A 23,473-nucleotide genomic window follows, 5' to 3' on the forward strand; every position below is an offset into this window, starting at 1 on the left:
CTATTATGCCTCGGCAGGCGGACGCAATGTACCCACCGCCGTCATCAACATAGCGAGCTCGACCTGGCTTTCGGTCGCGGTCTTTGCGTAGATGCGACGCAGGTGGGTCTTGATCGTGTTCGGCGACAGATTTAACAGCCGCCCGGCTTCGCTGACGTTGAGCCCGGACGAGACGGCAAGCGCTACGCGCGCCTCCGCCTGGGTGAGCTTGTAGCCATCCATGATCTGCTCGGAGGAGATCGAACGCCGGTTCGCTGGATCAACAACGAAGAGAAACACGGCGGCATCCTTGAAGCCGGCGTCCGACATCCGTCCGAGGTCCTTACCTCGGATTGAGGACACGGTGAGTGTCAGGAGGTGTCCATCGGCATTGCGGGGAATGCTCATGATGCCTCCCGGCGCCCCGCTTATCGCCGCTTTGATCATCGCGGTGAGGCGAGGTGAATGGCTCGACGACGCCAATGCAACTGTCGGCCGCAAACGAAGCATGCCTTCCGTCTCGAGCGCTCGTACGGTTTCATTGGCGAACAGGATGCGAGCCTTGCGATCAAGGATTGCAACGCCATCGAAAAGACGATCTAGGACCTCGAATGCGGCGTCCCGGAGACTGCGGTATCCATCGATGCGAAAGCCCAGTGCCGCGGAACGGCCCATGTGCGGCGACAGCCATTCGAGCAGGCGCAGTTCCTCAGCCTTGAGCGGTCCCTGACGCAGCGTCCGGCACAAATTGAAGGCCGCCGCGAAATCCTCTTTTCTCGCGATGGCCATCAGGGCGCTATGGCCGACTTCCTGCGGCCGCAACACCTCGTCGTAAAACGGCGTTCGCTGCAGGTTGTCGAGTTCCATGATTTCGTCCGACATGACCAGCCGCCCGACCGGCTGCTTTTCCATGTAGATGGCCCAGGGGTTCATCAAATGCCGCTCCTGAAAGGCCTGTTTGCATTCCTCGTTCAGACGGCCGTTGTAATCGAAGTAGACCGCCTGCTTGAGAAACGAAAAGCCAAAGAGGATGCCACCCTGGCTGTTGGTCAAGTCGGCTATGGCTGTCAGCACATCGCGCCAGAGGTCATTTTCGGCTGCTGCGTCGTAGATGAGGTCGAGAACTTTTTCGATTCGTTCGCTTGGGAGTATCACCGGCGCGTTCCCTCTTTACTGCGGTCCATACATGACAAGCGCGCCCGGGTTGTGACGACCCGACTGCAGCCTACCACAACTTGAGGTCGCTCACCTCACCCACCTGGGTGATTAAGCCTCACTTCGACCAGTCCCCGGATGTCCGTCGGAGCAACCAATGCAAAATTTAACGGCTGCAATTTTGTTATAAGAGACTTGTAGTCTGGCAGACGCGCCCCGCAAACCGTTTTGCGGACGAGTCAAGTAACGCAGACAGCGAGATAGCAATCAGCAGAGTCCATCTTTCCCCGCCGATCCGCGAGGGTTCGACGGGGCTTAGGTGGATGGTGCGAGGCCGTGACGCGCACCGGCCAAGCCCCCGGCAGCTGATCCAATTTCGGATTTGAGCGCCGGGGCGCCCGGCCGATAAGGTTACCGAAAGTTCCAGATTCGGAGCTTACGAAATGACTCGCGGCCCCTCGGTGACGTCTGTTAAAGTTTTCCTACCGGGGCTGGCGCATACTTCACTTAGATCTCTTTCACCCGGCATTTTTGAACTGGCGCGGGCCGTAGCGATTAAACCTCCCGCTGCGGCCTTCGTCGTTCTGGTGTCTTAACCGACGGCGGTGCGTCGTCAGAGAGCCAGTTCCGCCCGGGCAAGGACCTCGTCCGGATCTTCATCCCGCCGGACTTCGCTGACGCCGGCGGACATATTCACCCGCAGGACGTTTGCCGATCGCATCGCAATTCATTTCGCCGACGATTTGTCTTGTCCAGTCGACCATGAATGGCGTCGTCCTGCGGCGCTTGCGCGACTTAAACAAAGACCCCCGCCGGGCCGCGAACGGCATGCAGGGGCTTAATATCCGAAAAAGATGGTGCAAGGCGAACTTTCGCCCGGTGCCGCTCCATGGACCCACGACAACAAAGCGCGCGAAAAGGATTTTCGGCAAGCTGGTCTGCGCTTCTACTTTGTAGAGCAAACGATTCGCGGGCGGCGCCTGGTCGCGGCGGCCTTTCAGCGAAGGGACGGTCCCACGGATCTCCGTAAAAAATCCCCGGCTAGAAAGATTGATCGTAAGAAAGAACCCGCCTCTGGAGTTAATGCGAAGAACGGAGAGGACGGCAATGCCCTCAGCGTACTTTGGATTAGGCGCCCAGAGGCGGAGCCCAAGGAAAAGGGCTAAAGGTTACCAACGAAGGATGACGAAATACGATTGTCAGCCTCCGCGGCCAACCTAGCGGTCGCGGCCTTAGCACTCAAGCGACAAAAGAGAACCGAGAGACGGCCCCCGTGTTGGCCGAGAACAAGCGTTGGCGCTGGGATTTTGGCGATGCCCGCGCCTCAACGCACTTGCTTAATCTAATCAATAGAGTGCGTATCGAGGAAGTGACGCTGGATGCGGAAACAGCCTAGCTAACACCATCGAAATTTGGACTTGACCGCTGCGACGTCTTGGGACCTTACGTGTGAAGACGCTCCATCTCAGCGATCTTGACAAGCAAGTTCTGTTTCTGACGAGTCAACGTAGCGACGAACTCTCGATCCGAGGAACATTCTTCGATCGCTTCGTCGTACTCGTCGACAACTTGTTTTTCACCCATCACGAATGAAGGAAGAGAATTGGTCCCTAGCCCTGTGGTGGCCGCGCGGACGCCGATGACTGTCTTGTGGACCGTAGCCATGAACGATCCGGACTCGTCCGGCTTCTCGCCCAACTTCGTTAGGCCGGCGTGCAGTTCGGCGTGATCCTTCTCCTTCAACGCGGCCATTTCGCTGAACAAGGACTTCACATTCGGCTCAGCGTCCTCGACCGCCTTCTCGTAGCCTTTCCGATTGTCGACGAGCGACGTATGCAGTTTTTTTAAGCTATCCGCGGCCATCGCAACCTCTCATGTGCAGGAGACTGTAATGTTGCAGACTTGTGTTTGTTCCAAGTTTCGGCCGCGGTCCGCCGTGATGCCGCCAGGACACCTAAGAGGCCTGCAGTGCTCTGGAAACGGCGCTGGCTTACCGTCTTATCCGGCCGTTCCTATCCGCGTAGGAACTAGCAGAGCCTTCATCGCCCCTTGCCAGCTTCGCTGACTGGCGGGGCAGGAGCACGGCGGACCATCCCATTAGCCGACATGTTTGGTCTTCCAAGACCGGCCTAAATTTCCCTATACTGCATTAACCCACGGCTCTGTATGTCCGCTGTTGGCGCCGCGTTAGCGTTCTCCGCTAGGTCCTTATGGCTGTTCGAAGACAATATCACTATCTCTCACCTGACATCCTTCCACTCATATCGGAACTGGCAGACCGGGTGTGTTCGTCTGCGCAGACGATCCTGAGCCGTTGCAGAAGTGGCCAGCAAGTTTGTGGTCGCAGTGTTATCCTTTCTTTTCGTTCGGTCAGAGAATGACGTCGAGGCCGAACTCTCGCTTGGCGATGGACTTAAATTCTTCGTCTGTGGCACCGCCCATTTGCACGATCTCCTCGTCAGTCTTGCCTGCACGCCATTTAAGGAAAGGTTCGGCGTCGGGGCCCACGGGATATCGGAGCTGCCAACTACCGCTCTTCACGATTTCGCAAATCTTTTCACCAACAATGTACGGAGACGTGGGTTGGGTCAAGGACGCCGAAAACAGCGCGCGCTGCCGGCGTGCATGAGGATAAGGACTATCCGGCGCGATTGGGCGTGCCTTGCTGAATATGGGAGTAGCAATTACTCCGGGCTCTACGATCGCGACCCGCACATTGAATGCCTTCATCTCTTGGGCCAAGCTTTCACTGAGTGCTTCAAGCGCCCATTTTGAAGCGGCATAAGACCCAGCTGGCGCGATGGCCATCCGACCAGCGATTGAGGTAACGTTTATGATGCAGCCAGCGCGACGTGTGCGCATGCTCGGAATCAAGGCCTTTATGCATCGCAATGCGCCGAAGTAATTAGTTTCCATGACTTCGCGAAAAAATTCGAGCGGGAGTTCTTCTATGGACCCTCCACCGCCGAGACCCGCATTGTTCACTAAAACATCGATGTGACCACGGTCGTTGAGCAAGCGCCGCATTAGTTCATCAACGGCAGTATCGCTGTTAACATCGAGTTCTTCGAACGAGATTGGCAGATCTTCGACTTCGGCTATCTTCTTTAGCTCTGTGGCTCGACTCAAATCTCGCATCGTGGCGATCAACGTGTGGCCACTACGGGCCAAAGACACAGAGGTGGCCAGTCCAATGCCACTGCTCGTTCCGGTAACTAGCGCTAAGGCCATTACAAACTCCTCCAATAGATTGGCGGGCACAGCCGCCCAAATATGCGAAGGGCACCACGTTAGCAGACCGAATTGTCGTACGTCACCTCATGCTGGCGCCGATCTATGCCCAATCCAGGCTGTCGGACGGACAATACCGACCGAGCTCTTCGCTCTGCCTAAGGGTTCGTTGGATGCTCGATGTCCCTTATTGGCCGATCGTTGCCTTTGACCCGCTGCGGCTGCACGTCGGCTCAGAGGGGTAGAGCGGAAGTCCGCGGTCGAGCGCTGGACCTGCCATCCGGCCGCGAAAATATTCCGCTGCAATACCTGCAACGCTGTCGTCTCACTGCCTAGGTGAGCCTGTGCCACCTCTGATCTGATAAATCGAAGGCCTCATGAGACCTTCACGCTAACGAACAGTGTCGGCCTGAAGATACCTGTCGATCCGAATTCGGGGTTTTGGTCAATATTGACCAGGCGCGCCAGCATGAGTTGAGCCAGACTGCGGCAATCGCTGCTCCGACAGGCAGTTATCAGCGACAGAGAGATAGGTAACGCTCCCGCCGAACTTCGGGGAAAGCAGATGTCATCTATCCAGCCAAACCCACTGCTTAGCCGGGCCGAGATCGGAATTCTTCCGTGTTTGAGGTGCGGCAGGCCTATGCGGCTCGTTTGCATCGAACCTGACGAGCCCGGTCATGAAGTCCGCATATTCGAGTGTTCGGAATGCAAAACGACCGGTCGGTTCAAAGCAGTGATATAGTTGAGTGCCGATGGCGGAGATCGACCAAGTCCCAAGGCTCGCTTCGCAGAGTCGCGAAATGACGCTCCGATGAACCGGGCAAAGGGTCTTTCCGTCCGGCTGGTTTATTGGGACCGCCTTCGGGCGGTAGGCCAAAGTGGACATTCATGAGGGCCAAAATCGGCATGCCCGGCAGAACCAATACACCGTTTGACCCGAGAGACTTTCTCGCCAACGTGGGCGAGGGAAAGACCATCCTTGAGATTGGCAAGGGCGACGTCGTTTTCTCCTAGGGTGACGAGGCGAACAAAATCTTTTACGTCCAGAAGGGACGGGTGAAGGTTGTCGTCATATCTGAGCAAGGCAAGGAAGCTGTTGTCGGTATTTTAGAGCCGGGTCAATTCTTTGGCGAGGGCTGCATGAACGGTCATTCGCTGCGGATTGCGACAACGACAGCGATGGAGGCGTGCCTGTGCCAGTCAGACGGGGGCGGCATCAGGTAGTGTGCTATTGGCAGCCCAGTCCCTTTCTCAGGAGAGCCGCCGGCTTCAGCATGAGGTTGGTCAATTTCTCAGGACGGTACGTCTCGCTTAGGAGCGCGGGTTGCCGATCAACCAATTGTTGGCGGAAATCTAGGCCCAGGGTGCGTCCGTCCATCGTCAAGGCGTTAGGAACGAATGTCATCGTCACCGGCCATCCAGCGCACCGCGCCATTCCTGGAAGAAGGCTTTCCGCTTCGATTGGTCGAGATTCGCCAGCAGGTCTGGTCCGACGCGGATAGGAGAGTATCCTTGCTCACAATTGCCCTTTACCCGGTCGTCAGATCCGAGCGTACGGTGCCGAAGGAGCGTGTTGCCAACTGCTCCTGACCGATCCGAGAGAGCAGGAAGTCCATGAATGTGGATGCTGACCGAAAAGTGACCCCATCAGCGTCTTCAGTACTCCTTCAAGTCACTGATTGCATTGAATCTGATTCATCGGACCCCATGCCGATCAAGGCCGAGACCCTACGCCGAAAGACAGACGAGAGCGCCTTTCCGGTCGCGACTCTCGGCAAGCGGAATTCTACATCCGCCAAAGGGCAGCTATTCGGGATATATGCCGCCGGCCCTCCGATAGGCTTCGAGCAGGGCATCGCACCAGACCGCCATCGCTTGGGTCTTCTCGGGAATGCGCTGCGCCTGGAGATACCAGCGCTTGCTCGTCGGTGCGATCCGATCGAGATCGTCTTTCTTGTCGCCCTCGATCTCGTGGCCGATGAGCAGCGAGGCCGTACCGGGGGGAAGGTCCGTCTCGTCAAGGATGTGATCGCCTAGCGTGGACCGGATCAAATGCATGCTGAAGTCGGGAATGCCGCGCAGGTGATCCCGATGATTGCTCTCCCGCTTGCCACGCATGTTGCGGATATGGTTGGCTAGGGCCGAACCGGAGACGGCGAGGTCGCCCGCAGCGGTGACACGGGAGGCGAAGATCCACTTGGTCTTGCGCTGTATGCCAGCGCGCTCGTCTGCTGCGCCCCAATCGCGCATGCAGCATCGCATGATGTGTACGCCGAACGGCGGAATCGGAATGCGAACGGATCGTGCGTCTTGAGGATGTCGGGCTGCCAGGTCGCCAGGCCCCAACCCGGCTCCCCTCGGGGATCCTGGAACTGGACGTCTTCAAGCGCGACCCACGTTCCTGATCCGCGCCGATGGCCGGTGAGGGCGTCCCACCAGAAGCCCCAACGCACGCCTGGGGAGACGCGTTCGTTGCCGGTTCTTGAGGCGCAGTATCGCTCGTGCCGGTCCAGCGCCATGCCGAGATGCTCGACCTTGAACGCGGCCTTCTTCTTCAGGAGGGCCTTGTCGCGCTCAACCTTCTTTTCGACTTCCGTCTTCGTACGCCGGCGCTTCTCGGCCAACAGCCACCAGGCACGGCCGTCAAGCCCGCTGTCCTTTCGCCGGAACGTCTTGGCCCAGTTCAAGGCCGCCTGTCCGTAGGCGCGGAACTTGCGGTAGGCGTCAAAACCATATGTCTTATGCAGAACTTCCTGCACGTCCTCGAACCAGGTCTCGTCGAGATCGTTCAGCGACCGTCCGTCGTGCCGCGCGACCTCGGGACGACCGAATATCCCGCGAACGTCGCTCTGGGAGTCCTCCGACGGGTAGATCGCCCTGCCGGTCGCATCTTCCCTCATCTCGGACAGGTAAAGCTTGTATTCCTCGCCCAGCCTTCCCCACGTCCAACAGACGACCCCCTCGTCGCGGTCGCTTTCCGAAGGATTGCCCAGCTTCGCCCATTCGGCCCCATCAAGAAAGCGACCGACACTAGCAGAGAAGCCCAATTCTCGCACGCGGAAGAGAATCTTCTGACGACCCTGGCTCGATTGTATCGAAACGTGCAGCCATGGACGCGAGCGAAGCCTTCCGGTTCTGCAATGGCGATAGCGCCCGTCCCACCGAACGTGCGTGCTACGTTCCGCGCCTTTACTCTGAGCGCTTGGTCCCATATCTAGGCCATCCAATATGGCTGCGAGCCTGGTCATAGCTCCTCGTGAGCGCCGCCGCCAACTCGCCGATATGCAAATTGAGAAGCAGAGTTCATTTCGGGGGTTTCATACCCTCCGAATTGATCCACTCGTCAATATGGGCTCCGGTCTGTGCCTGCTGGGCTTTGCGAAGGGCCGCATCTCGTTCCGGTCCTGGCGGCAATTTCTCGGCTTCTTCTTGAGCGCGCCGGGCGAACTCCCCAAGGCGATCATGAAGAGATTTCGTCTGGCTCACACGTCTCCGCTTACCCATATCGTCGCACCTCTAAGTTGGGCGGGAGCACGAAGGGCGTTCTCGGCACCGATAGGAGCCACGGGCAGCGCGGTGATATCCGTATATAGGTACTTGCCCGTCAAAACCTAATCCGTTCGACGGAGCCAGCGCGCTTTAGCAGCCGCGCATTCATATTGACAACTTTAGGACCCCATTTGGCCGTGTTCCTGATGGCTTCTGGCGATGGGGCAGGACTGTCACTTAAGGAGTCCTGCATGTTTGAAAGAGTGCTGGTTGCGTCAACCTTTTTCGTAGTTGCGTCGCTCGCTGCCGAAGCCCGGCCCGTTCGCACAGCTCATGCGGCCGAATGCAATGTGATTATGCCGTGCGACTTTTCGTCTTCGCCGGACCACCAGATCGCACAGCGAAGATTACCATTAATGCAGCGGACTAGCGTCTCCGTCGCGAGTATCGGCGTAGGAGGAGAACGAGTCATTGGGAGTCGCCCAGCCGGTTGCCCGCAATCGTTTTGCGGTTGTGGCGCTTCCATCCGCGTCTTCGGGCATATCGTGCCCGAGTTGAACCTTGCATCTGCTTGGCTGCGTTTTCCTCGCACCTCGCCATCGCCCGGAATGGTCGCAGCGCGGCAAGGCCACGTCTTCGTGTTGGAGCAGCACATCGGCGGCGACACTTGGATGGCTTATGACGCAAACTCGGGCGGGCATGTTACGCGCCTTCATCCGAGGTCGCTAAGCGGCTACACCGTTGTCAATCCTCATGCGGCATAATCAGCGCGGTTCACGGCGAAGGTCCAATGACCGGTCCGCGGTCACCTCATCTGCATACGCGGGACGTCCCCGGGGCGATCAGGATGGCTTTCGGAGACCAGCCATTGTTGTCGCAAATGGTAAATGTCAGCACCGACCTTCGCCGGAGAGACGGCCCCGGCGGGGGGCTTGGGGGCAGGTAAACCGGGGCCGCTCCGCCTGCACCGGCGGCGGTGCTGGCATTTGTCAACAGGACGGCGACCGGCCCGTTCCAATCGAAGCTCACTCCACCAAGATGATCGTCGGTTTGTCGCTCTTAGGTTTGGTGGCTGCGCGAGAGAATGACGCCCTCTGCATGGTGGCCATCGTCATGCGAGCGAAGCTTTCAACGTCAGTTGCTCAGGGTCTCACGCGATGTGCACTCGATCCCATATCTGAGCACCGCAAGGGCATTCGAAGAAGCTGGCCGATCCGTACTGCTTCGGTTCTACTTTCAAAGGAGCGGCCACCGCTCGCACCGAAACTCACATGCCCGTTCGCAGTCGCCGAGAGCCTCTCGAATATCAAGAACATCGCCCCCTCCGTTGCGAGACGCATCGCATTTTGAGATCGCCACCTTTGGCTATCGTTCGCGGGCGCTATTCGTGCGGGTTGTAGACCTTTGGCTATCTGCTTGAGCAATCGCTCACGCCCGCCTTCACGTCGTCGCTCACGCCGCCGATGTAGTTGTCTTCGATCTGGGTCGTTCTAAGCGCGCCTGCGAGTGCAGCGCCGACCGCCAAACCAATGGCGCCGATGACCAGCGGCTGGCGCTCCATCAGGTCGCCGGCCGAAGACTGCGCTTTCGTCAACGTTCTCCTGCTGGCAGCGGATTGCCCCGGCACCCAATCATGCTGGCGGGCGACATCGGCGGCTGGGCGATCTTCGAGCAGCAGCTTTATCGCGTGCCCAAAAGCGATGACCGCGGAATCGGCATCTTCGCGCGCGTCTCCGGTGCTCTCGCCGATCGCAATCTGATCGATCTAACGCGGGGTTCGAATTCATCGGTCTCAGCGACAAACGGCCGGACGACAAGTTTGGGATCGCGGCCGGCTATGCGCACGTCTCGAAGCGAGCCCAGGCCTATGCGCGACCGAGTCCCGATCCTCGCGGCAAAGCTACTTCAGGAGGACCGTTCGCAAGAAAAGGCAGGTTACGATAAGGAGATCTAATGGAAGTCAGTGACAAAGACGCTCCCGGCTGGTGTTCATCGCAAGGGGAAGAGATAAAGATCTGGGAAAAAATGAAGGGGATCCTCGAGGCCGGCCTGATGGTTGGCCAGCTTGATAGGGAATGGCGAGTCAAATAACGTCCCTGCCAAGCTCCGAACTACTTGATGGCTGCGGAGTTCGTACAGATCCGAGGGAAGGAAGAGGGCTATCTTGGCGGCCTCACCAGGCTATCGAGGCGGACAAAAGTCGCCGCGTGGTCAGGCAACGACTTTCAATCCAGTCTCAATACGATCAGCGCATCATGGCCTTTTCACGTGCTGCCTGAACTGCGTGCATGCCGGTTTGCTTGATGCGATCCAGAGCGTCGGCACCGGCGTCCGAAACTTCGGCCGACAACGTGTCGGACGATTCGCGCAACGCCTGTGAAACGGCACCCGCCCGAGTCTTTAGGTCAGCCTTCACATCATCGCTCATCGAGCCGACGTAGTTGCTTTCGATTTCGGTCGTTCGAAATGCCCCTGCGACTGCCGCACCGATAGCCAAGCCAATGACGCCGATCACCAGCGGCTGCTTTTCGAGCGCCTCGGCCAGTGACGACTTCGCTTTTGTGACGGCTTCACTGCCCGGAAGCTGGTCGCCCACTTTAGCGAAACCGTCCCTCACCATCTCGACGCCGTCCTCAAACCTATCCCTCATCTTGTCTGCGGCCTCCGACAAGGCTCCGGACGCCGAGACCTTGGCTGACTGCAATGTGTCGCCCACGTTAAAGGTGCCCTCGTGATCCATTTCAGGCGCGGTGGGAGGCGCGGCTGTGCGCTGGAGCGCAGATGCCGCAGTCCGCATCGTGCTCACTCCGCTATCGACCGCACCGGCCGCAGCAGCTGCCGTGGACCGAGCGGCACCCTTGATCTTGTCGTCTCCAGCCATGAGCCAGAGCGCGCCGCCCCCGATAAGGACTGCGGCAAGAGGATTTTCTCGCGCCGCTGCGACCAGAATGTCAAAAAAACCAGGCTGCGTGCTCGTCATCGGACCATTCCCTTCACAGTGTCCTTATCCTTTTCCAGCTGTCGGATTGTTTCACGAGGCGCAAGGTTCCGGGCATCCAGCCGGTTGATGCCGATCGCAAACAGCACCCCCGCAATTGCCCCTGCAAAGATCGCGGAACTTAGGTAGGAAAGCGGCTGCGACCATCCCGCGGAGATCAGCGCTGCTGACAATGCAAAGAGCACCATCACGATGGCGGGCATCACCAGAAGGGCGCCGCCAGCAATGAGAGCTGCTGCTCCCGTTACCTTCTGCACTCTGTCGCTGAACTCCGCCTTGGCGAGGTCAATTTCGTTCTGGAACAGTTTCCCAAATTGCCCGATCGCGTCGGTTACCAGCGTAGAGATGGTTCGAAGATCGTCCTGGCTCGTCTTGATATCGCGCTGAATGGTCATGACACGCCCTGCATCGAGGGCGCCTTATTGCTCGTTTCGGGTCCCGATGAAGGCGCGCCGGAGGCTTTCAGGAAGCGAACCGCGGCAAAACCGGCGAGCACCGAAATGCCCAGGAAAGCAGCCGGCTGGCGCTTCGCGAAATCAGTCGCGCCGTCCAGGAGGTCGCGGAAGCTGCCGTTGCGCATCTTCTCGGCGGCATCTTCAACATAGTCCGCGGCGGAGTTGATGCCGCGCGCGGCGAAAGGCACGTCGCTCTCGAAAGCTCGAGCCGCCTCCCTGACGTTGTCGGCAAGTCGCTCTACAAACTCGGCCCCAGAGCGCTGCTGCTCGCGTGCATGGCCTTGAATTTGGTCCATGGTCCCTGATGCCAGGTTCTTGGCCGCGTCTCCCACTTCTTTGAATTTGTCTTGCGCGTTGTCAACCGAGGCCTGGAAGGCGTCGCCTGCACGCTGCTTAACCGCCGCACCGGCCTCTTGCACTTGATCTTTCAGGTTCTTTGGGGAACTCGCGTCCCGGTTTTGGTTGGAGTTGGCGCTTTTGCTCAGGTCCAGATCGCTCATGACGGTTTCTTTCACGTATTGGAGTTACGGGGAGGGTTGAAGGCAGCACCGACGACATCGTCGGCCGCTGCCTTAAGAGAGTCGGCCATATTCTGGGTCATGCGGCTGGCATGCTCGCCGAGATCGGCCTCGCCAACGGTCCTTGTCGCGGCGTCGGCTGCCGACATTGCGGCGTCTTTTGCCGCCGCAAATCCCGATTGAGCGGCGTCGGCTGCGGCGCGCTTCACGCCGTCGCTGGCCTGACCCATCGCCATGGCCTCAGTCTTCGTCTCCGGAAGAGCGGCTGCGATGATGGCTCCGATCGCAACGCCCAGACTGCCGATCAGTGCGGCGTTGTCGCTGATGATCGCCCGCGCCTGCTCCGGTGCCCTCCCGGCGGCCTCCCTTGCTGCGGAGGCGCTGTCCTTCACCGCATCCACACCGCCTTTGAGTTTCTCCCCAATTGTATCTGCAGCCTGGGCGGCCCGTTCTCGCAAGCCGTCTGCAAGGCCGGCAGTCGCATCCTGCGCCTCATTCGCCATGCTGGCGGCCTGATTCCCGGCGGAAGATAGTTGATCCCTAAGATTGCCTTGCACGGTGCGGGCTTGTCCCGCCATGTCCTCGAAAACCTGCCCCGCCTTGTCCATCGCAGGGCCGGAAGCCTCGGCCGCGCGGTCGCGCACGGTCTTCGAGGTAAGCGCCAAACCAGCACCGATCATCAAGAGCGGCAGGGGGACGCCGCGGGCCCAGCGTAGAAGTGGCACCGCCACGGCCGTCCCGGCGGCCACCGCGCGCAGAGGGTTGTCCATGATCTGCTGCTTCAGTCCGTCAGCCCAGCTCTTCGTCGTGTGGCTAACGTAGTCGGAAACCTCCGACTTGATGTGCTGCGGCGATACCTTGTGACGGAGGTCTTCAGCCGTCTCCGAGACTTGCTCCTTCAGCCGATCGACCGTAGCGGCCAGCTCAGCGCGGCTCCGCTCGGACTCACGTCGCAATTCCTCCACGGATCGCGTCATCGCACCCTCTTTCAGCTTTTCGGATTTCCTACTGATCGAACTCATGCTTACTTAAATCGTTCCTACTTGGAGGCATGCCGGGTGAAATAGCCCACGTACATGCGCGACAGCGCGATCTAACGCTCCGCCATCACCGAACTGTAGGTATCGGGAGGTGCTCAGCAGCGATGAACCGAACGCAATCCAACGAGCGTAGACCTCAATCTACTAAGCGAAGGCCAGCGCTTGGACCTCCGCCTACTCCTCTTGTGCGGCGCAGGTTTCGGCTTCGTGCGAGACCTGACTTGAGCAGTCGCATCGCTAGTGCACGACCGACGGTCGGCACGGACGGAACATGAATATCTTCGTCTTACGAGATTAGCGGCAGCGGGCCCGGCAGGCCCATCCATGTGAATCGTGCGCCTACCGGCGATCCTGAGCCTGGGCTCCATCTGAAGAGGAATTCGCAAGCGCGGGAACTCTATAGATCCGCAGGCGAATATTCCGGACAGGTTTTGCCGGTTGAAGCAACATGGCTTGCTGGGGATAGAACAGCGGCGGTTCTTGCTTTGCATTTCCAATGCGAGCTCAGGGTCGTGCGGGTAAGCTCGGTCTTGCATCCAACCATGCTCCTCAGACTCCCGGATGGCGCCAGCTTCTGCCGCACCGAGATCGCCCAGCCCCGCAGAGTCCATGCTCCCTCACTGGGCTTCAGATTTTCGGGAAAAACTGGAAACCTCCGCTCGGGCGACGAGTTGCCGTTCGACGATGTCAATGTTGTTGGACCGGGAACATGGTCGACGAAGCCCCGCTGCGGCGAGCGGTGGATACAGTTTGGTCCCTCTATCTGGCGAGGCATCGCGACGTGGATGCCGCGGACAACCGGCGCTGTCTTCTACAACGCCACCTTCGAGGAAGATGGGAAGCGCGCGTGAGCGAGGTCGAAGAACTGACCGGGTTCGGCCTGGCCTACCTGAACAGTCTCCCGAAGGACGAATGTTGAGGCTTATGGAGAAGCTCGTCAGGCAACTGGTGGTAAGCACCGCGAGGCCGGACTGGACGCTGTTGATCATCTCCGAACTCGTTTCGGCTGCAATCGTACTGGCCCTCCGATCGATCTTGCCAGGCTAGAGGATCGACATCCGATGCGCATCGCTCAGCTTGCTCCCCTCGCCGAAAGCGTTCCTCCAAAGCTGTACGGCGGCACCGAGCGGGTCGTGGCGTGGTTGGTGGACGAGTTGGTAGAGCTAGGTCACGACGTCACGCTGTTCGCGAGCGGGGATTCCCGGACGAAAGGCAAACTCCATCCCGTGTGGCCACGCGCGCTGCGGCTCGGGCGCAAGGGCGTGGACCCCAATGCGGCGTGTGCCGTGCTGCTGGAGGCCATCGCCAGGCGTGCGAAAGACTTTGACGTCATCCACGCACATATCGATTGGTTGCCGCTTCCGCTGCTCAGCCGGCTCGGCGTGCCGTTCCTGACCACCATGCATGGTCGGCTGGACCTTCCCGGCCTGCCGGACGTGGTGCGGGAGTTTCCCGGCGCGGGCTTCATCTCAATATCCGAGCACCAGCGCGTGCCGCTTCGTGAGGCGAATTGGATCGCCACTATTCAGCACGGGCTACCTTCGCTCCTCTTCCGCCCGTATTTCGATAAGGGATCCTATCTAGCCTTTCTCGGTCGCCTCACGGCGGAGAAAGGTCCCGAGGACGCAATCCGGATCGCGCGGGCGGCCGGCAAGCCACTGCGCATCGCCGCGAAGATCCCGCGCGGTGAGACCGGATACTTCAAGAAGAAGCTAGAGCCGCACATCGATGGTCGAATGGTTCAGCTGGTGGGGGAAGTCGACGATGCGAAGAAGCAGCCGTTCCTCGCCGACGCAGCCGCCCTCCTATTCCCGATCGATTGGCCTGAGCCGTTCGGTCTCGTCATGATCGAGGCGATGGCATGCGGAACGCCCGTTATTGCCTACCGATCCGGATCTGTTCCGGAAGTCGTTGAGGACGGCGTGACGGGTTTCATCGTCCAGAACGAGCACCAGGCGGTAAAGGCGGTTGGAGAGCTTGGCCGTCTCGACCGGAGGGTAGTGCGCGCCCGCTTCGAAGCGCGCTTCACGGCAAGCAGGATGGCGCGAGAATACGAGCGCGCCTACCGAGACATAGTCGCCGATACCGGCGTGAAGGAAACCGACCTATGCCCGGGTGCTCAGCCATTGATATGAAAGGATTCGGCGATGTGGTCTCGAAAGGCTAAACACATCATTGTGCTGCTGGCTGTGATGGCCGGCCCGGGGGCGCGGTGCGCTGAAATGGGCGCGGCTGCTATCGATGCCGCTGAACCGGCGAAGAATACCTTGTCGAGCGAGAAGCCGACACCGGCAGGGGTTCGGTTACAGGTCATGCTCGACCGGGCCCACTTCTCGCCAGGCGAGATCGACGGCAGATTCGGCGAGAACGCGAAGAAGGCCCTCCGCGCCTTCGCGGAAGCGCGGCAATTGCCGAGCTCGGACGTTCCAACCGAGGACGTCTGGAACGCATTGCGCGCGGACGATCGGCGGATCACAGCGAACTACACGATCACCGAGCAGGACGTCGGCGGACCTTTTCTGAGCAAGCTCCCGTCGAAGATGGAAGAAATGAAAGACTTGCCGAGCCTGGGTTTCACCAGCCCGCGAGAAGGACTGGCTGAGAAATTCCATATGAGCGAGCAACTGCTGGCGGCGCTCAATCCGGGGCAGCGCTTCGAACGCGCCGGCGACAGCATCATCGTGGTGGATACCGGGAGCGCAGAGGCCGGCGCGACGTCGAGGGCGGACAGGGTCGAGGTCAACAAGAGCCGGCAGACGGTGAAGCTATTCGACAAGTCGAACGCTCTGATCGGCTTCTATCCGGCCACGGTCGGGAGCGAGGAGAAGCCGTCGCCATCTGGCACTCTGAAAGTGACCGAGGTCGACCGAAATCCGACCTATCGCTACAATCCGGACTACCATTTCAAGGGCGTTCGATCTCGGAAGCCTTTCACCATCAAGCCCGGTCCCAACAACCCGGTCGGAACAGTGTGGATCAATCTCACCGCTGACGGATATGGCATTCACGGTACCCCGTCGCCTGGAAAAGTCTCGAAGGCGGAATCCCATGGCTGCGTCCGTCTGACGAACTGGGATGCGGAGCGGGTTGCTGCGAGCGTTGCGAAGGGCACTCCGGTCGCTTTCGTCGACGGCTCACGATGACCGGCGACTGCGCGAAAACGACTTCCGCCGGTCAGGCAGGGGAGTTTTATTGAGCTACAGCGTTGGAGCGGGCTGTTTACGGCGGAGCCGTTGGAGGAGGATCGAATGGATGCGGCCGTCGAACCGAAGGTTCAAAAGCGAAGGACATTCCGCATCCGGAACTTCCTGTCCACGTTGGGGCCCGGTCTCATAACCGGGGCGTCCGACGATGACCCGTCCGGAATCGGCACCTATAGTCAGGCCGGCGCGCAGCTGGGCTTCGGCGTCGGCTGGACCATGCTGCTCTCTTACCCGCTCATGGCCGCGATCCAGGAGATTTCGGGGCGGATAGGACGGGTGACGGGCCACGGCATCGCCGGCAACGTCTGCCGAAACTTCGGCGCTGTCTACGTCTGGAGCCTGGTGGGGCTGCTGTTCGTGGCCAACACCATCAATATCGCCGCCGATCTCGGGGCCATGGCGGACGCCCTCAAACTTCTGATCGGCGGACCCGGCATCGCCTACGTGGTGCTGTTCGGCACCGTGTCGGTCGTCGCCCAGATCTTCTTTAACTACGACCGGTACGTATCCGTGCTGAAGTGGCTGACGCTCAGCCTGTTCGCCTACGTGATCGCGCTCGCCGTCGTGAAGGTGCCCTGGGGCGAGGCTCTGAAGGGCATTCTGATTCCCCACATGAGTTTGGATGCCGCGTTCCTCACGACACTCGTCGCCATCCTGGGAACGACGATATCTCCCTATCTCTTCGTCTGGCAGTCGTCGCAGGAAGCCGAGGAGCAGCGTATCGACCCTGAGAAGAAGCCTTTGAAGAGGGATTTGTCCGACGCGCCGGCAGAATTCCGACGGATTCGACTGGACACGATGATCGGCATGGCCTTTTCCAACCTGATCGCGCTCTCAATCATCGTAACGACCGCGGCGACGCTTCAGGCCCAAGGCAAGACCGATATCGAAAGTTCGGCGCAGGCGGCAGAGGCCTTGAAGCCGATCGCGGGTCCTTTCGCAGAGCTCATCTTCGCGCTCGGAATAGTCGGCACCGGGCTTTTGGCCATTCCGGTTCTTGCCGGGTCTACCGCCTACGCCGTCGGAGAGGGCCGTCGCTGGAAGGTTGGTCTTTCGCGGAAGCCGAAGGAGGCCATCGCATTCTATAGCGTGCTGGCGCTCTCTGGCCTCGGCGGAATCGGGCTCAACTTCACACCGATCGATCCGATCAAAGCGCTCTACTGGAGCGCAGTTGTCAACGGCGTACTCGCAGCGCCCGTGATGGTCATCCTCATGGTGCTCGTCGGGAGACCAAAGGTCATGGGCAAGCTCGTCGTCGCCGGCCCGCTATACTGGCTCGGTTGGGCTGCGACCGCCGCGATGGCTCTGTGCATTGTGGGCATGGCCGCCACGATGTTCATGAGCACATCATCCTAGAACTTGAGCGTAGTCCTGAGACCGAACACGGACGCGTTCTTGAGAGGCCTGCCGGCGAGCGGACTCGCGGGCAGCGTGGCGCCGCCGCCAGGATGAACGACGTATTGGAAATTGGGCTGTAACGTCCAGCCGTCCTTGACCTGATACTGGTAGACCGCGGTCAGCAATCCTTCGAAGCTGCGCACCGGCCAATTCGGATTAACCAGCGTCCGATAATCCGCGTCGAGCGTCTGAGCCCGTTTCGAGACGTGGGCGAAACCCGCGGCGATCCCGAACTTGTCGTCAGGACGGTCATCGCGCAGGCCGATGAACTCCACGCCTGCATCCGCGTAGAGATCGATCAGATTGCGATCGGCAGGCGCGCCAGAGGCCCTAGCGAACACACCGATCCCCCGATCATCGCTGTGAGGCACGCGGTAGATCTGCTGCTCGAAGACTGCCCAACCGCCGACATCCCCGGACAATAGCAAGGGCTCGCCGCTGCCGGCGGCAGCCGCGAGCGAAACGCCGTTCGCAGCCAGCCGCTGGTCCGCGAAGGAGCCGAAGTGCCGCCAGCCTCCGAACTTGATCTGGCCGGTCAGGTTCGGGTCGCCCTTCTTGTTATTCCAGGCATACTGAATCTGTCCGAGGAGCAGCGGTGGATCGTTGACACGAAAATTTACGCCGTAGCGGTTGCGCTCCTGTGGATCGCCCGGACCGGGTCCGGCCTGGTCGCCATCGAATATTCCGCCAAGCACAGCAAGCTGATCAGTCACGTTGACGAGAAGCCGGGTTCCCATCGCGGCCAAAGGCGGCGAAGGTCCTCCGCTGGGCAGATTGAACGAGGTGATGGCCGGCCAACCCATCGAGGCGTTGGTGAACACGTCCGTGTACTTGGTGTTGAAGAATTCGCTGTCGGCGGCGAGCTGTCCGAATTTCAGCGAGACCTGCTTTTCGCCCCACTGCTTCTCGAAATAGGCTTCATACAGACGGGTCGACGGCAGAGCCTCGATCCCGCTAACGACGAAGAAGTTCTGAAGGTTGCTGCGCGAAAGCCCATCGCCATGGATCTGGAACATGTTGGCGTGAAAGGTAAGCTTTTCAATCCCGATCAGCTTCTGCAGATCGACGTCGACGGCGAGGTTCAGGCGGCCTTCGTAGATCGCGCCCTGCTTCAATCCTCCGGACGCGTTGCCGAGCACCTCGCCGATATATGTCGCCGCGAATTTTACGCCGTACTTCTGCAATGGATTGGGCAGAAGACCAAGGGTCTTCTCTTCCACCGTGCTCTCTCCCGTGTCGGGATCGGCAGGTTTGTCGTCGTCGGTCTTCTTATCCTCTTGCCCAAGGGCATTGGTCGCCAGGAGCAGAACCACCGACACTGAAAGCGCCCCTCGCCGATATGCCCTCCTTGGCCAAGACACGGGAACTCCTTATGCTGGAAGCTTCAGGACTTGCCTGATCTTGAAGCCCAAGTCCACCGCTCACGGTGCGAGTTCTCCACGGCGGTTGACAAGCTGCCCGGTGACAAGTGCAACTCGCTTGAAAAGCTCTATTAGGACCGATACGAACCCGCGCTTTGAGCTGCGGTCCCACCGCAGCTCAAAGAGTTCGCAATTGCAGCAAAGCCCTTAAGCCTCAAGTCACCAAGCGCCTTTACGTGTCCTTCGCCAATCTGCCCTATCTTTGGAACGGTGGGGGCGATCTCGATGGGCTTATTCACACGATTGCGGAACGCTTTCTCCGTGGGCGACTCGACCGATCCGCTCGGTCGAGCGCTGCTTGTCGAGCAGTTCCGGGTCCTCCGTAGACAGGTGCCGGTTCTCTACGCCGTACTGCTGATCGACAGTATCAGTGTAGGGCTGGTCCTGCCGCAGTCCGTATCGGGAGGGCTCAGATTCGCGCTACCGACGGCGCTCCTCGCTGTCTGCCTTCTCCGGTTGGTTCAGTGGCTCCGCTTCAAAGCAATTGATTTCACACCAGAGCAGGCGCACCGCGAGCTTAGGAAGACTCGCCGGGTCGCGGTGTTCCTAAACGCGGGCTTTGTTCTCTGGATTCTGGCGCTGTTCGCGACCGTGGATCCTGGGCTGCGCGCGCCGATCGCATTACTGGTCTTTATGGGGTGTATCGGCACTGCGTACTGCCTTGGCAGTTTTCCGCCGGCCTCGCTGCTAACCATGCTGATTGCCGGCACGCCGATCGCGACTGTGCTGCTCCTGTCTGGCGACGGCATCATGATCTCGCTCGGGATCAATCTGCTGTTGCTGCTTGTGCTGCTCGGCCGGATGATTAACACCAACTTCCGATCCTTCGTCCAATTGGTTCAGGCTCATGGCAGTCTAACGCAGGAAGGGGAGCGCGCCAGGGCCGCGGAGCAGATCGCGACCGCCGTCGCCGAGCGATTTGACCGGGCCCTCAACAACATGTCCCAGGGCCTCTGCTTCTTCGACGACGACCAGCGCCTGATCGTCTGCAATCGAAAGTATCTGGAGATCTACGACCTGGATCCGGAAGTCGTCCGGCCCGGCATGAAGCTGAAAGACATCGTCGATCTCCGGTATTCGGCCGGCAGCGCTCCGAAAATGTCGAAGGAGGAATATCTGGTCTGGCGCAACAGCGCCCCGGTGATCGCTGAAAATTCAGATACGACCGTCGAACTGACGAACGGACGGATTGTGCGCATCCGGCACCGTCCCATGGAGGGCAGAGGCTGGGTTGCCACGCACGAAGACATTACCGAACGTCATCGCACCGAGATGGCTCTTGCCGAAGCCAAGGCTGCGGCCGAACAGGCCGAAGCGGCCGCCCGCGCCGCTCACACCCATCTCACTGAGGCGCTCGAGGTTGTTCCTGAAGGGCTCGCCCTGTTTGACAAGGATGACCGACTGGTCCTTTGGAATAGACAATATGCGGAATTCTATGCCGCAAGCCAAGAAGCCCTGGCGGCCGGCACACCGTTCGAAAGTATCCTGCGGGCTGGGCTGGCGCGGTTGCAATATCCGGAGGCGATTGGTCGCGAGGATGAATGGCTTGCCGAACGCCTGGCTCGCCATGCCCTGCCGAGATACTCCCACGAACAGCATCTGCCGGGGGACCGCTGGATCAGAGTGGAGGAGCGCCGCACGGCTGATGGAGGCAGCATCGGGGTTCGGATTGACATCACCGACCTGAAGCGCCGGGAGGCCTCCTTCCGTCTCCTGTTTGAGGAAAGTCCATTGCCGATGTGGGTGGTCGATTCGGCAACGCAGCAATTGCTCGCGGTGAACGCAGCGATGTGCCGACACTACGGCTACCGCCGCGAGGATCTTCTCCTGATGACGGAGCAGCAGCTCAAATGCGGAGGATCGGACCAAGCCGACGACTTCTACCTACACAGGACGGCTTCCGGGGATGCCATCCAAGTCGTTATCGAGTCTCGTCCGCTCCAGTACCAGGGGCGACCAGCGCACATTTGCGTGGCCTTCGACGTCACCGAGCGCAATCGCGCTCAGGAGCGGATCAGCTACCTGGCGTCCCACGATGTTCTGACCGAGTTGCCGAACCGGACCGCTCTGGATCAGCACCTCTCAGCTGCAGTCGAACGCGCCGAGGTCACCGGGTCCGGCTTTGCCGTACTATGTATCGACCTCGATCACTTCAAGGAGATCAACGATCTGTTCGGTCACGGAATCGGAGATGCCGTGTTATGCGAGACCTCACTCCGTCTCCAGGGAGCCGCACAAGGCTGCTACGTGGCGCGGGTGGGCGGTGACGAGTTCATCGGCATCACGGACCTAGAACCCTTGGCGGCCAGCGCGGAACTCCTGGCAACCAAGATGCGGGCAGCGTTCGAGCATCCGATCGAAGTCGACGGTCATGCGCTCAAACTCGACATCTGCGTCGGCGTTGCGCTATTTCCGAGAGATGCCGAGAATATTGTTGGTCTGCTCGCAAACGCCGATGCGGCGCTCTATCGGGCCAAGCACGAGGGCAGGGGTGCGATCCGGCTGTTCACCAGCGCCATGGACCAGCAACTCCGGGAACGCCGTGCGCTCGAGCACGATCTGCGTTTCGCCGTCGAGCGGGGCGAACTCTATTTGGACTATCAGCCGCAGCAGCACCGCGATGGTCGCGTCACCGGCTACGAGGCGCTCGTCCGGTGGCGGCATCCCGATCGCGGAATCATCTCTCCCGGAGAATTCATTCCGATCGCTGAACGAAGCGGTTCGATTTCCCAGATCGACGACTGGGTACTTATGGAGGCCTGCCGCGAGGCTGCATCCTGGGAACGGTCCTTCAGGATCGCAGTCAACGTCTCGGCTGCTCAGTTCCGCAGAGAGAACTTGGATGCGCAAGTACGCAAGGCCCTACGCGAAAGCGGGCTGACGCCGGCCCGCCTGGAGCTCGAAATCACCGAAGGCGTCTTGATCGAGGACGTCTCGCGCGCCCAAAGGTCGATGCAATCCCTCAAAAGCTTGGGCATCCTGATCGCGCTCGACGATTTCGGGACCGGGTATTCCTCGCTGTCCTATGTTCAGGCATTCCCTCTCGACAGGATCAAGATCGACCGGTCCTTCGTTGCCTCACTCGGACAGAGCGAGCGATCATTGGCCATCGTTCGCGCGATCATCGGACTCGCTCACGGTCTTGGCGTGCCGGTTCTTGCAGAAGGGATCGAAACCAAGATCCAGATGGCGCTTCTTGCCAAAGAGGGATGCGACGAGATGCAAGGCTACTTGATAGGACGCCCGCAACGATCTGCGGCTGAGAAAGCTCAATCGAGACAGAGCTCCAGCTCGCTCATGCTCTCGGCATCATAGAAGATTGCGCACCGCCGCAGACCCCCTTGTTCGTGATGTCCGACCGCGCATGCCGCCGCAGCCCCGAGCTCCGCCCTCAGCGGAGCGCGGCCCGTCGTTCAGAACAAATCTGCCGCGAGGTTCAGGCCGTATGTCATGCCAGCGAGCAGGGACAGACAGAGACCAGCGCCGCAAATGAGCATGACGATCTTCAGTCCATCGATATCGACGTCCGTGCCCGTCACGTGCGAGAGCGTCTTCACCAGTGCGGCCATCATCGATCTCCTCCCGAAGCTGCGCGGCAGATCATAAGCCGTAGCGGCTACGGCGAGTGTGAACCAGCTCTCATCGGACAGACGCTCTCGCTGTTTTCTGACGGTCGCTGGCTCCGCGCTGAGACGATGGTCCGCTCAAGCCGCCGCCGGCCGACGCCAAAAACATAACCGGCCCGGCGGCAGCGCCGCCAAGGCCGGGTTTGTCATTCAACGCTGTGTCGTTCCACCCGCAATGCCGGCTACCGTCCGGGAGCCGCTCTCCGAGCCAACCCCACGTAGCGGTCCCAATTGAGGGACGGAGCCCGGAGTGCCTAGGAGTCCGGAGCTCCGCAACCGTAACAGCACCCACGCGCGCTGATGCCGCTCGGTACGGAATTAACTCTACGCCACTGTCGCCGGTTCGCTTTGACCCAGCTCAACATCGCGTGCGACGAGCTGATCGCGAGCCCGCATTTCATCGCGCTCGGGGCAGAAATCGTCGATCTTCGCCCGCATACGGGATAGCTGGAGCTCCGCCGAGGTTGGGGCGCCAGCGCGCTGCAGCATTCGGGCCTCGCGCTGCTGGGCTGGGATCTGCCCGCGTGTTCGTGTGATCTCGTTGCGCAGCCAATCGAGTTTTCGGAACGCACTTCGGTTGCTGGTCTCCCAAAAGAAATGGCCGCCCGGAGGCGGCTAGTTCTTGGTCTTCTTACATCTTCTTACTTTTTGAGAGCGTCAGCGGCGTCCCGCGCCGCATCCTTCACATCTCCTGCGGCGTTGTGGGCGGCTCCCTTGGCTTTATCGATCTTGCCCTCCGCCTCCATGTCTTTGTCGCCAGTAAGCTTACCGGCACCTTCTTTGATCGCGCCTTTGGCTTTGTCCGCCGCGCCTTTCACGTGTTCACGGTCCATGATCGTGTTCCTTTGCTGTCCAGATGACCAGCCCAACGACGGAGTGGCGCAGTGGTTCCTCGAAGAACGAGCTCCGACATCGCGTAAGAAGACTTTTGATTTTGGCCCATTCAGCCGTTGACGC

Annotated in this window: 20 protein-coding genes and 1 pseudogene; 8 read left to right on the forward strand and 13 right to left on the reverse strand. The window is 60.0% G+C overall.

From position 1 onward, the window contains the following. Positions 1 to 3: 3 nt before the first annotated feature. The 3 genes from JQ621_RS35950 to JQ621_RS31750 all read right to left on the reverse strand — a co-directional run bounded on the left by JQ621_RS35950 (position 4) and on the right by JQ621_RS31750 (position 4,365). Positions 4 to 1,134: a helix-turn-helix transcriptional regulator gene (locus JQ621_RS35950; RefSeq protein ID WP_212240855.1), complete on the reverse strand. Its 1,131-nt coding sequence runs from the start codon at positions 1,132 to 1,134 to the stop codon at positions 4 to 6. Positions 1,135 to 2,577: 1,443 nt separating this feature from the next. Beyond that, positions 2,578 to 2,997: a ferritin-like domain-containing protein gene (locus JQ621_RS31745; protein ID WP_212240856.1), complete on the reverse strand. Its 420-nt coding sequence runs from the start codon at positions 2,995 to 2,997 to the stop codon at positions 2,578 to 2,580. A 507-nt stretch (positions 2,998 to 3,504) separates the two neighbouring features. After that, positions 3,505 to 4,365 carry an SDR family oxidoreductase gene (locus tag JQ621_RS31750; protein WP_212240857.1) on the reverse strand — a complete coding sequence of 287 codons (861 nt, stop codon included), beginning with the start codon at positions 4,363 to 4,365 and terminating at the stop codon, positions 3,505 to 3,507. Positions 4,366 to 5,274: 909 nt separating this feature from the next. Between JQ621_RS31750 and JQ621_RS31755 the strand changes: the two are divergent. Further along, positions 5,275 to 5,571: pseudogene (locus JQ621_RS31755) on the forward strand (Crp/Fnr family transcriptional regulator); the annotation flags it as partial. A 603-nt stretch (positions 5,572 to 6,174) separates the two neighbouring features. Here the strand turns inward: JQ621_RS31755 and JQ621_RS31760 are convergent. From JQ621_RS31760 to JQ621_RS31770, 3 genes are all read right to left on the reverse strand, one after another. Beyond that, on the reverse strand, positions 6,175 to 6,486 hold the full coding sequence (locus tag JQ621_RS31760; RefSeq protein ID WP_212240859.1) for a site-specific integrase: 312 nt from the start codon (positions 6,484 to 6,486) through the stop codon (positions 6,175 to 6,177). Positions 6,487 to 6,503: 17 nt separating this feature from the next. Continuing rightward, positions 6,504 to 7,424, reverse strand: coding sequence for a hypothetical protein (locus JQ621_RS31765; protein ID WP_212240861.1), 921 nt, complete (start codon positions 7,422 to 7,424; stop codon positions 6,504 to 6,506). Positions 7,425 to 9,265: 1,841 nt separating this feature from the next. Next, complete coding sequence (locus tag JQ621_RS31770; RefSeq protein ID WP_212240912.1) at positions 9,266 to 9,451, reverse strand: hypothetical protein; 186 nt, start codon at positions 9,449 to 9,451, stop codon at positions 9,266 to 9,268. Between JQ621_RS31770 and JQ621_RS31775 the strand changes: the two genes are divergently transcribed. Both JQ621_RS31775 and JQ621_RS31780 read left to right on the forward strand, forming a co-directional pair. Continuing rightward, positions 9,437 to 9,811 carry a carbohydrate porin gene (locus JQ621_RS31775; protein ID WP_464165376.1) on the forward strand — a complete coding sequence of 125 codons (375 nt, stop codon included), beginning with the start codon at positions 9,437 to 9,439 and terminating at the stop codon, positions 9,809 to 9,811. The two genes, JQ621_RS31770 and JQ621_RS31775, sit on opposite strands and share 15 nt — an antisense overlap. Further along, positions 9,811 to 9,948 (forward strand): hypothetical protein, encoded by a 138-nt coding sequence (locus JQ621_RS31780; protein ID WP_212240863.1) that lies wholly within the window; start codon positions 9,811 to 9,813, stop codon positions 9,946 to 9,948. The genes JQ621_RS31775 and JQ621_RS31780 overlap by 1 nt, the downstream gene beginning before the upstream one ends. Before the next feature lie 154 nt (positions 9,949 to 10,102). Here JQ621_RS31780 and JQ621_RS31785 read toward each other — a convergent pair whose 3' ends face one another. From JQ621_RS31785 to JQ621_RS31800, 4 genes are read right to left on the reverse strand one after another with little or no spacing between them, the layout of a single operon-like run. After that, positions 10,103 to 10,837, reverse strand: a complete 735-nt coding sequence (locus JQ621_RS31785) for a hypothetical protein (protein WP_212240865.1) — start codon at positions 10,835 to 10,837, stop codon at positions 10,103 to 10,105. Beyond that, complete coding sequence (locus JQ621_RS31790) at positions 10,834 to 11,250, reverse strand: phage holin family protein (protein ID WP_212240867.1); 417 nt, start codon at positions 11,248 to 11,250, stop codon at positions 10,834 to 10,836. The genes JQ621_RS31785 and JQ621_RS31790 overlap by 4 nt, the downstream gene beginning before the upstream one ends. Then, positions 11,247 to 11,810, reverse strand: a complete 564-nt coding sequence (locus JQ621_RS31795) for a hypothetical protein (protein ID WP_212240869.1) — start codon at positions 11,808 to 11,810, stop codon at positions 11,247 to 11,249. Before JQ621_RS31795 ends, JQ621_RS31790 begins: the two co-directional genes overlap by 4 nt. Before the next feature lie 11 nt (positions 11,811 to 11,821). After that, positions 11,822 to 12,805 (reverse strand): DUF3618 domain-containing protein, encoded by a 984-nt coding sequence (locus tag JQ621_RS31800; RefSeq protein ID WP_212240908.1) that lies wholly within the window; start codon positions 12,803 to 12,805, stop codon positions 11,822 to 11,824. Positions 12,806 to 13,577: 772 nt separating this feature from the next. On the opposite strand from JQ621_RS31800, the gene JQ621_RS31805 reads away from it, so the two are divergent. The 4 genes from JQ621_RS31805 to JQ621_RS31820 all read left to right on the forward strand — a co-directional run bounded on the left by JQ621_RS31805 (position 13,578) and on the right by JQ621_RS31820 (position 17,427). Then, on the forward strand, positions 13,578 to 13,787 hold the full coding sequence (locus JQ621_RS31805) for a hypothetical protein (protein ID WP_212240871.1): 210 nt from the start codon (positions 13,578 to 13,580) through the stop codon (positions 13,785 to 13,787). Between the two features lie 142 nt (positions 13,788 to 13,929). Further along, the gene (locus JQ621_RS31810) at positions 13,930 to 15,003 is read left to right on the forward strand and encodes a glycosyltransferase family 4 protein (protein WP_212240873.1); all 1,074 of its coding nucleotides are present in this window, start codon (positions 13,930 to 13,932) and stop codon (positions 15,001 to 15,003) included. 12 nt (positions 15,004 to 15,015) lie between these two features. Next, a complete protein-coding gene (locus tag JQ621_RS31815; RefSeq protein WP_212240875.1) occupies positions 15,016 to 16,011 on the forward strand; it encodes a L,D-transpeptidase family protein in 996 nt (331 codons plus the stop codon). 105 nt (positions 16,012 to 16,116) lie between these two features. Beyond that, positions 16,117 to 17,427: an NRAMP family divalent metal transporter gene (locus JQ621_RS31820; protein ID WP_212240877.1), complete on the forward strand. Its 1,311-nt coding sequence runs from the start codon at positions 16,117 to 16,119 to the stop codon at positions 17,425 to 17,427. Here the strand turns inward: JQ621_RS31820 and JQ621_RS31825 are convergent. Further along, positions 17,424 to 18,788: a carbohydrate porin gene (locus JQ621_RS31825; protein WP_212240879.1), complete on the reverse strand. Its 1,365-nt coding sequence runs from the start codon at positions 18,786 to 18,788 to the stop codon at positions 17,424 to 17,426. The genes JQ621_RS31820 and JQ621_RS31825 overlap by 4 nt on opposite strands. A 363-nt stretch (positions 18,789 to 19,151) precedes the next feature. On the opposite strand from JQ621_RS31825, the gene JQ621_RS31830 reads away from it, so the two are divergent. Then, entirely contained in the window at positions 19,152 to 22,205 is a 3,054-nt protein-coding gene (locus JQ621_RS31830) for an EAL domain-containing protein (RefSeq protein ID WP_312015462.1), read from the forward strand. Between the two features lie 98 nt (positions 22,206 to 22,303). Here the strand turns inward: JQ621_RS31830 and JQ621_RS31835 are convergent, their stop codons facing one another. Together JQ621_RS31835 and JQ621_RS31840 are read right to left on the reverse strand one after the other, a co-directional pair. Then, positions 22,304 to 22,462 (reverse strand): hypothetical protein, encoded by a 159-nt coding sequence (locus JQ621_RS31835; protein WP_212240883.1) that lies wholly within the window; start codon positions 22,460 to 22,462, stop codon positions 22,304 to 22,306. 695 nt (positions 22,463 to 23,157) lie between these two features. Then, positions 23,158 to 23,349: a CsbD family protein gene (locus JQ621_RS31840; RefSeq protein WP_212240885.1), complete on the reverse strand. Its 192-nt coding sequence runs from the start codon at positions 23,347 to 23,349 to the stop codon at positions 23,158 to 23,160. Positions 23,350 to 23,473 lie beyond the last annotated feature (124 nt).

The sequence above is a fragment of the Bradyrhizobium manausense genome, assembly GCF_018129685.1.
Taxonomy (GTDB): Bacteria; Pseudomonadota; Alphaproteobacteria; order Rhizobiales; family Xanthobacteraceae; genus Bradyrhizobium; species Bradyrhizobium manausense_D.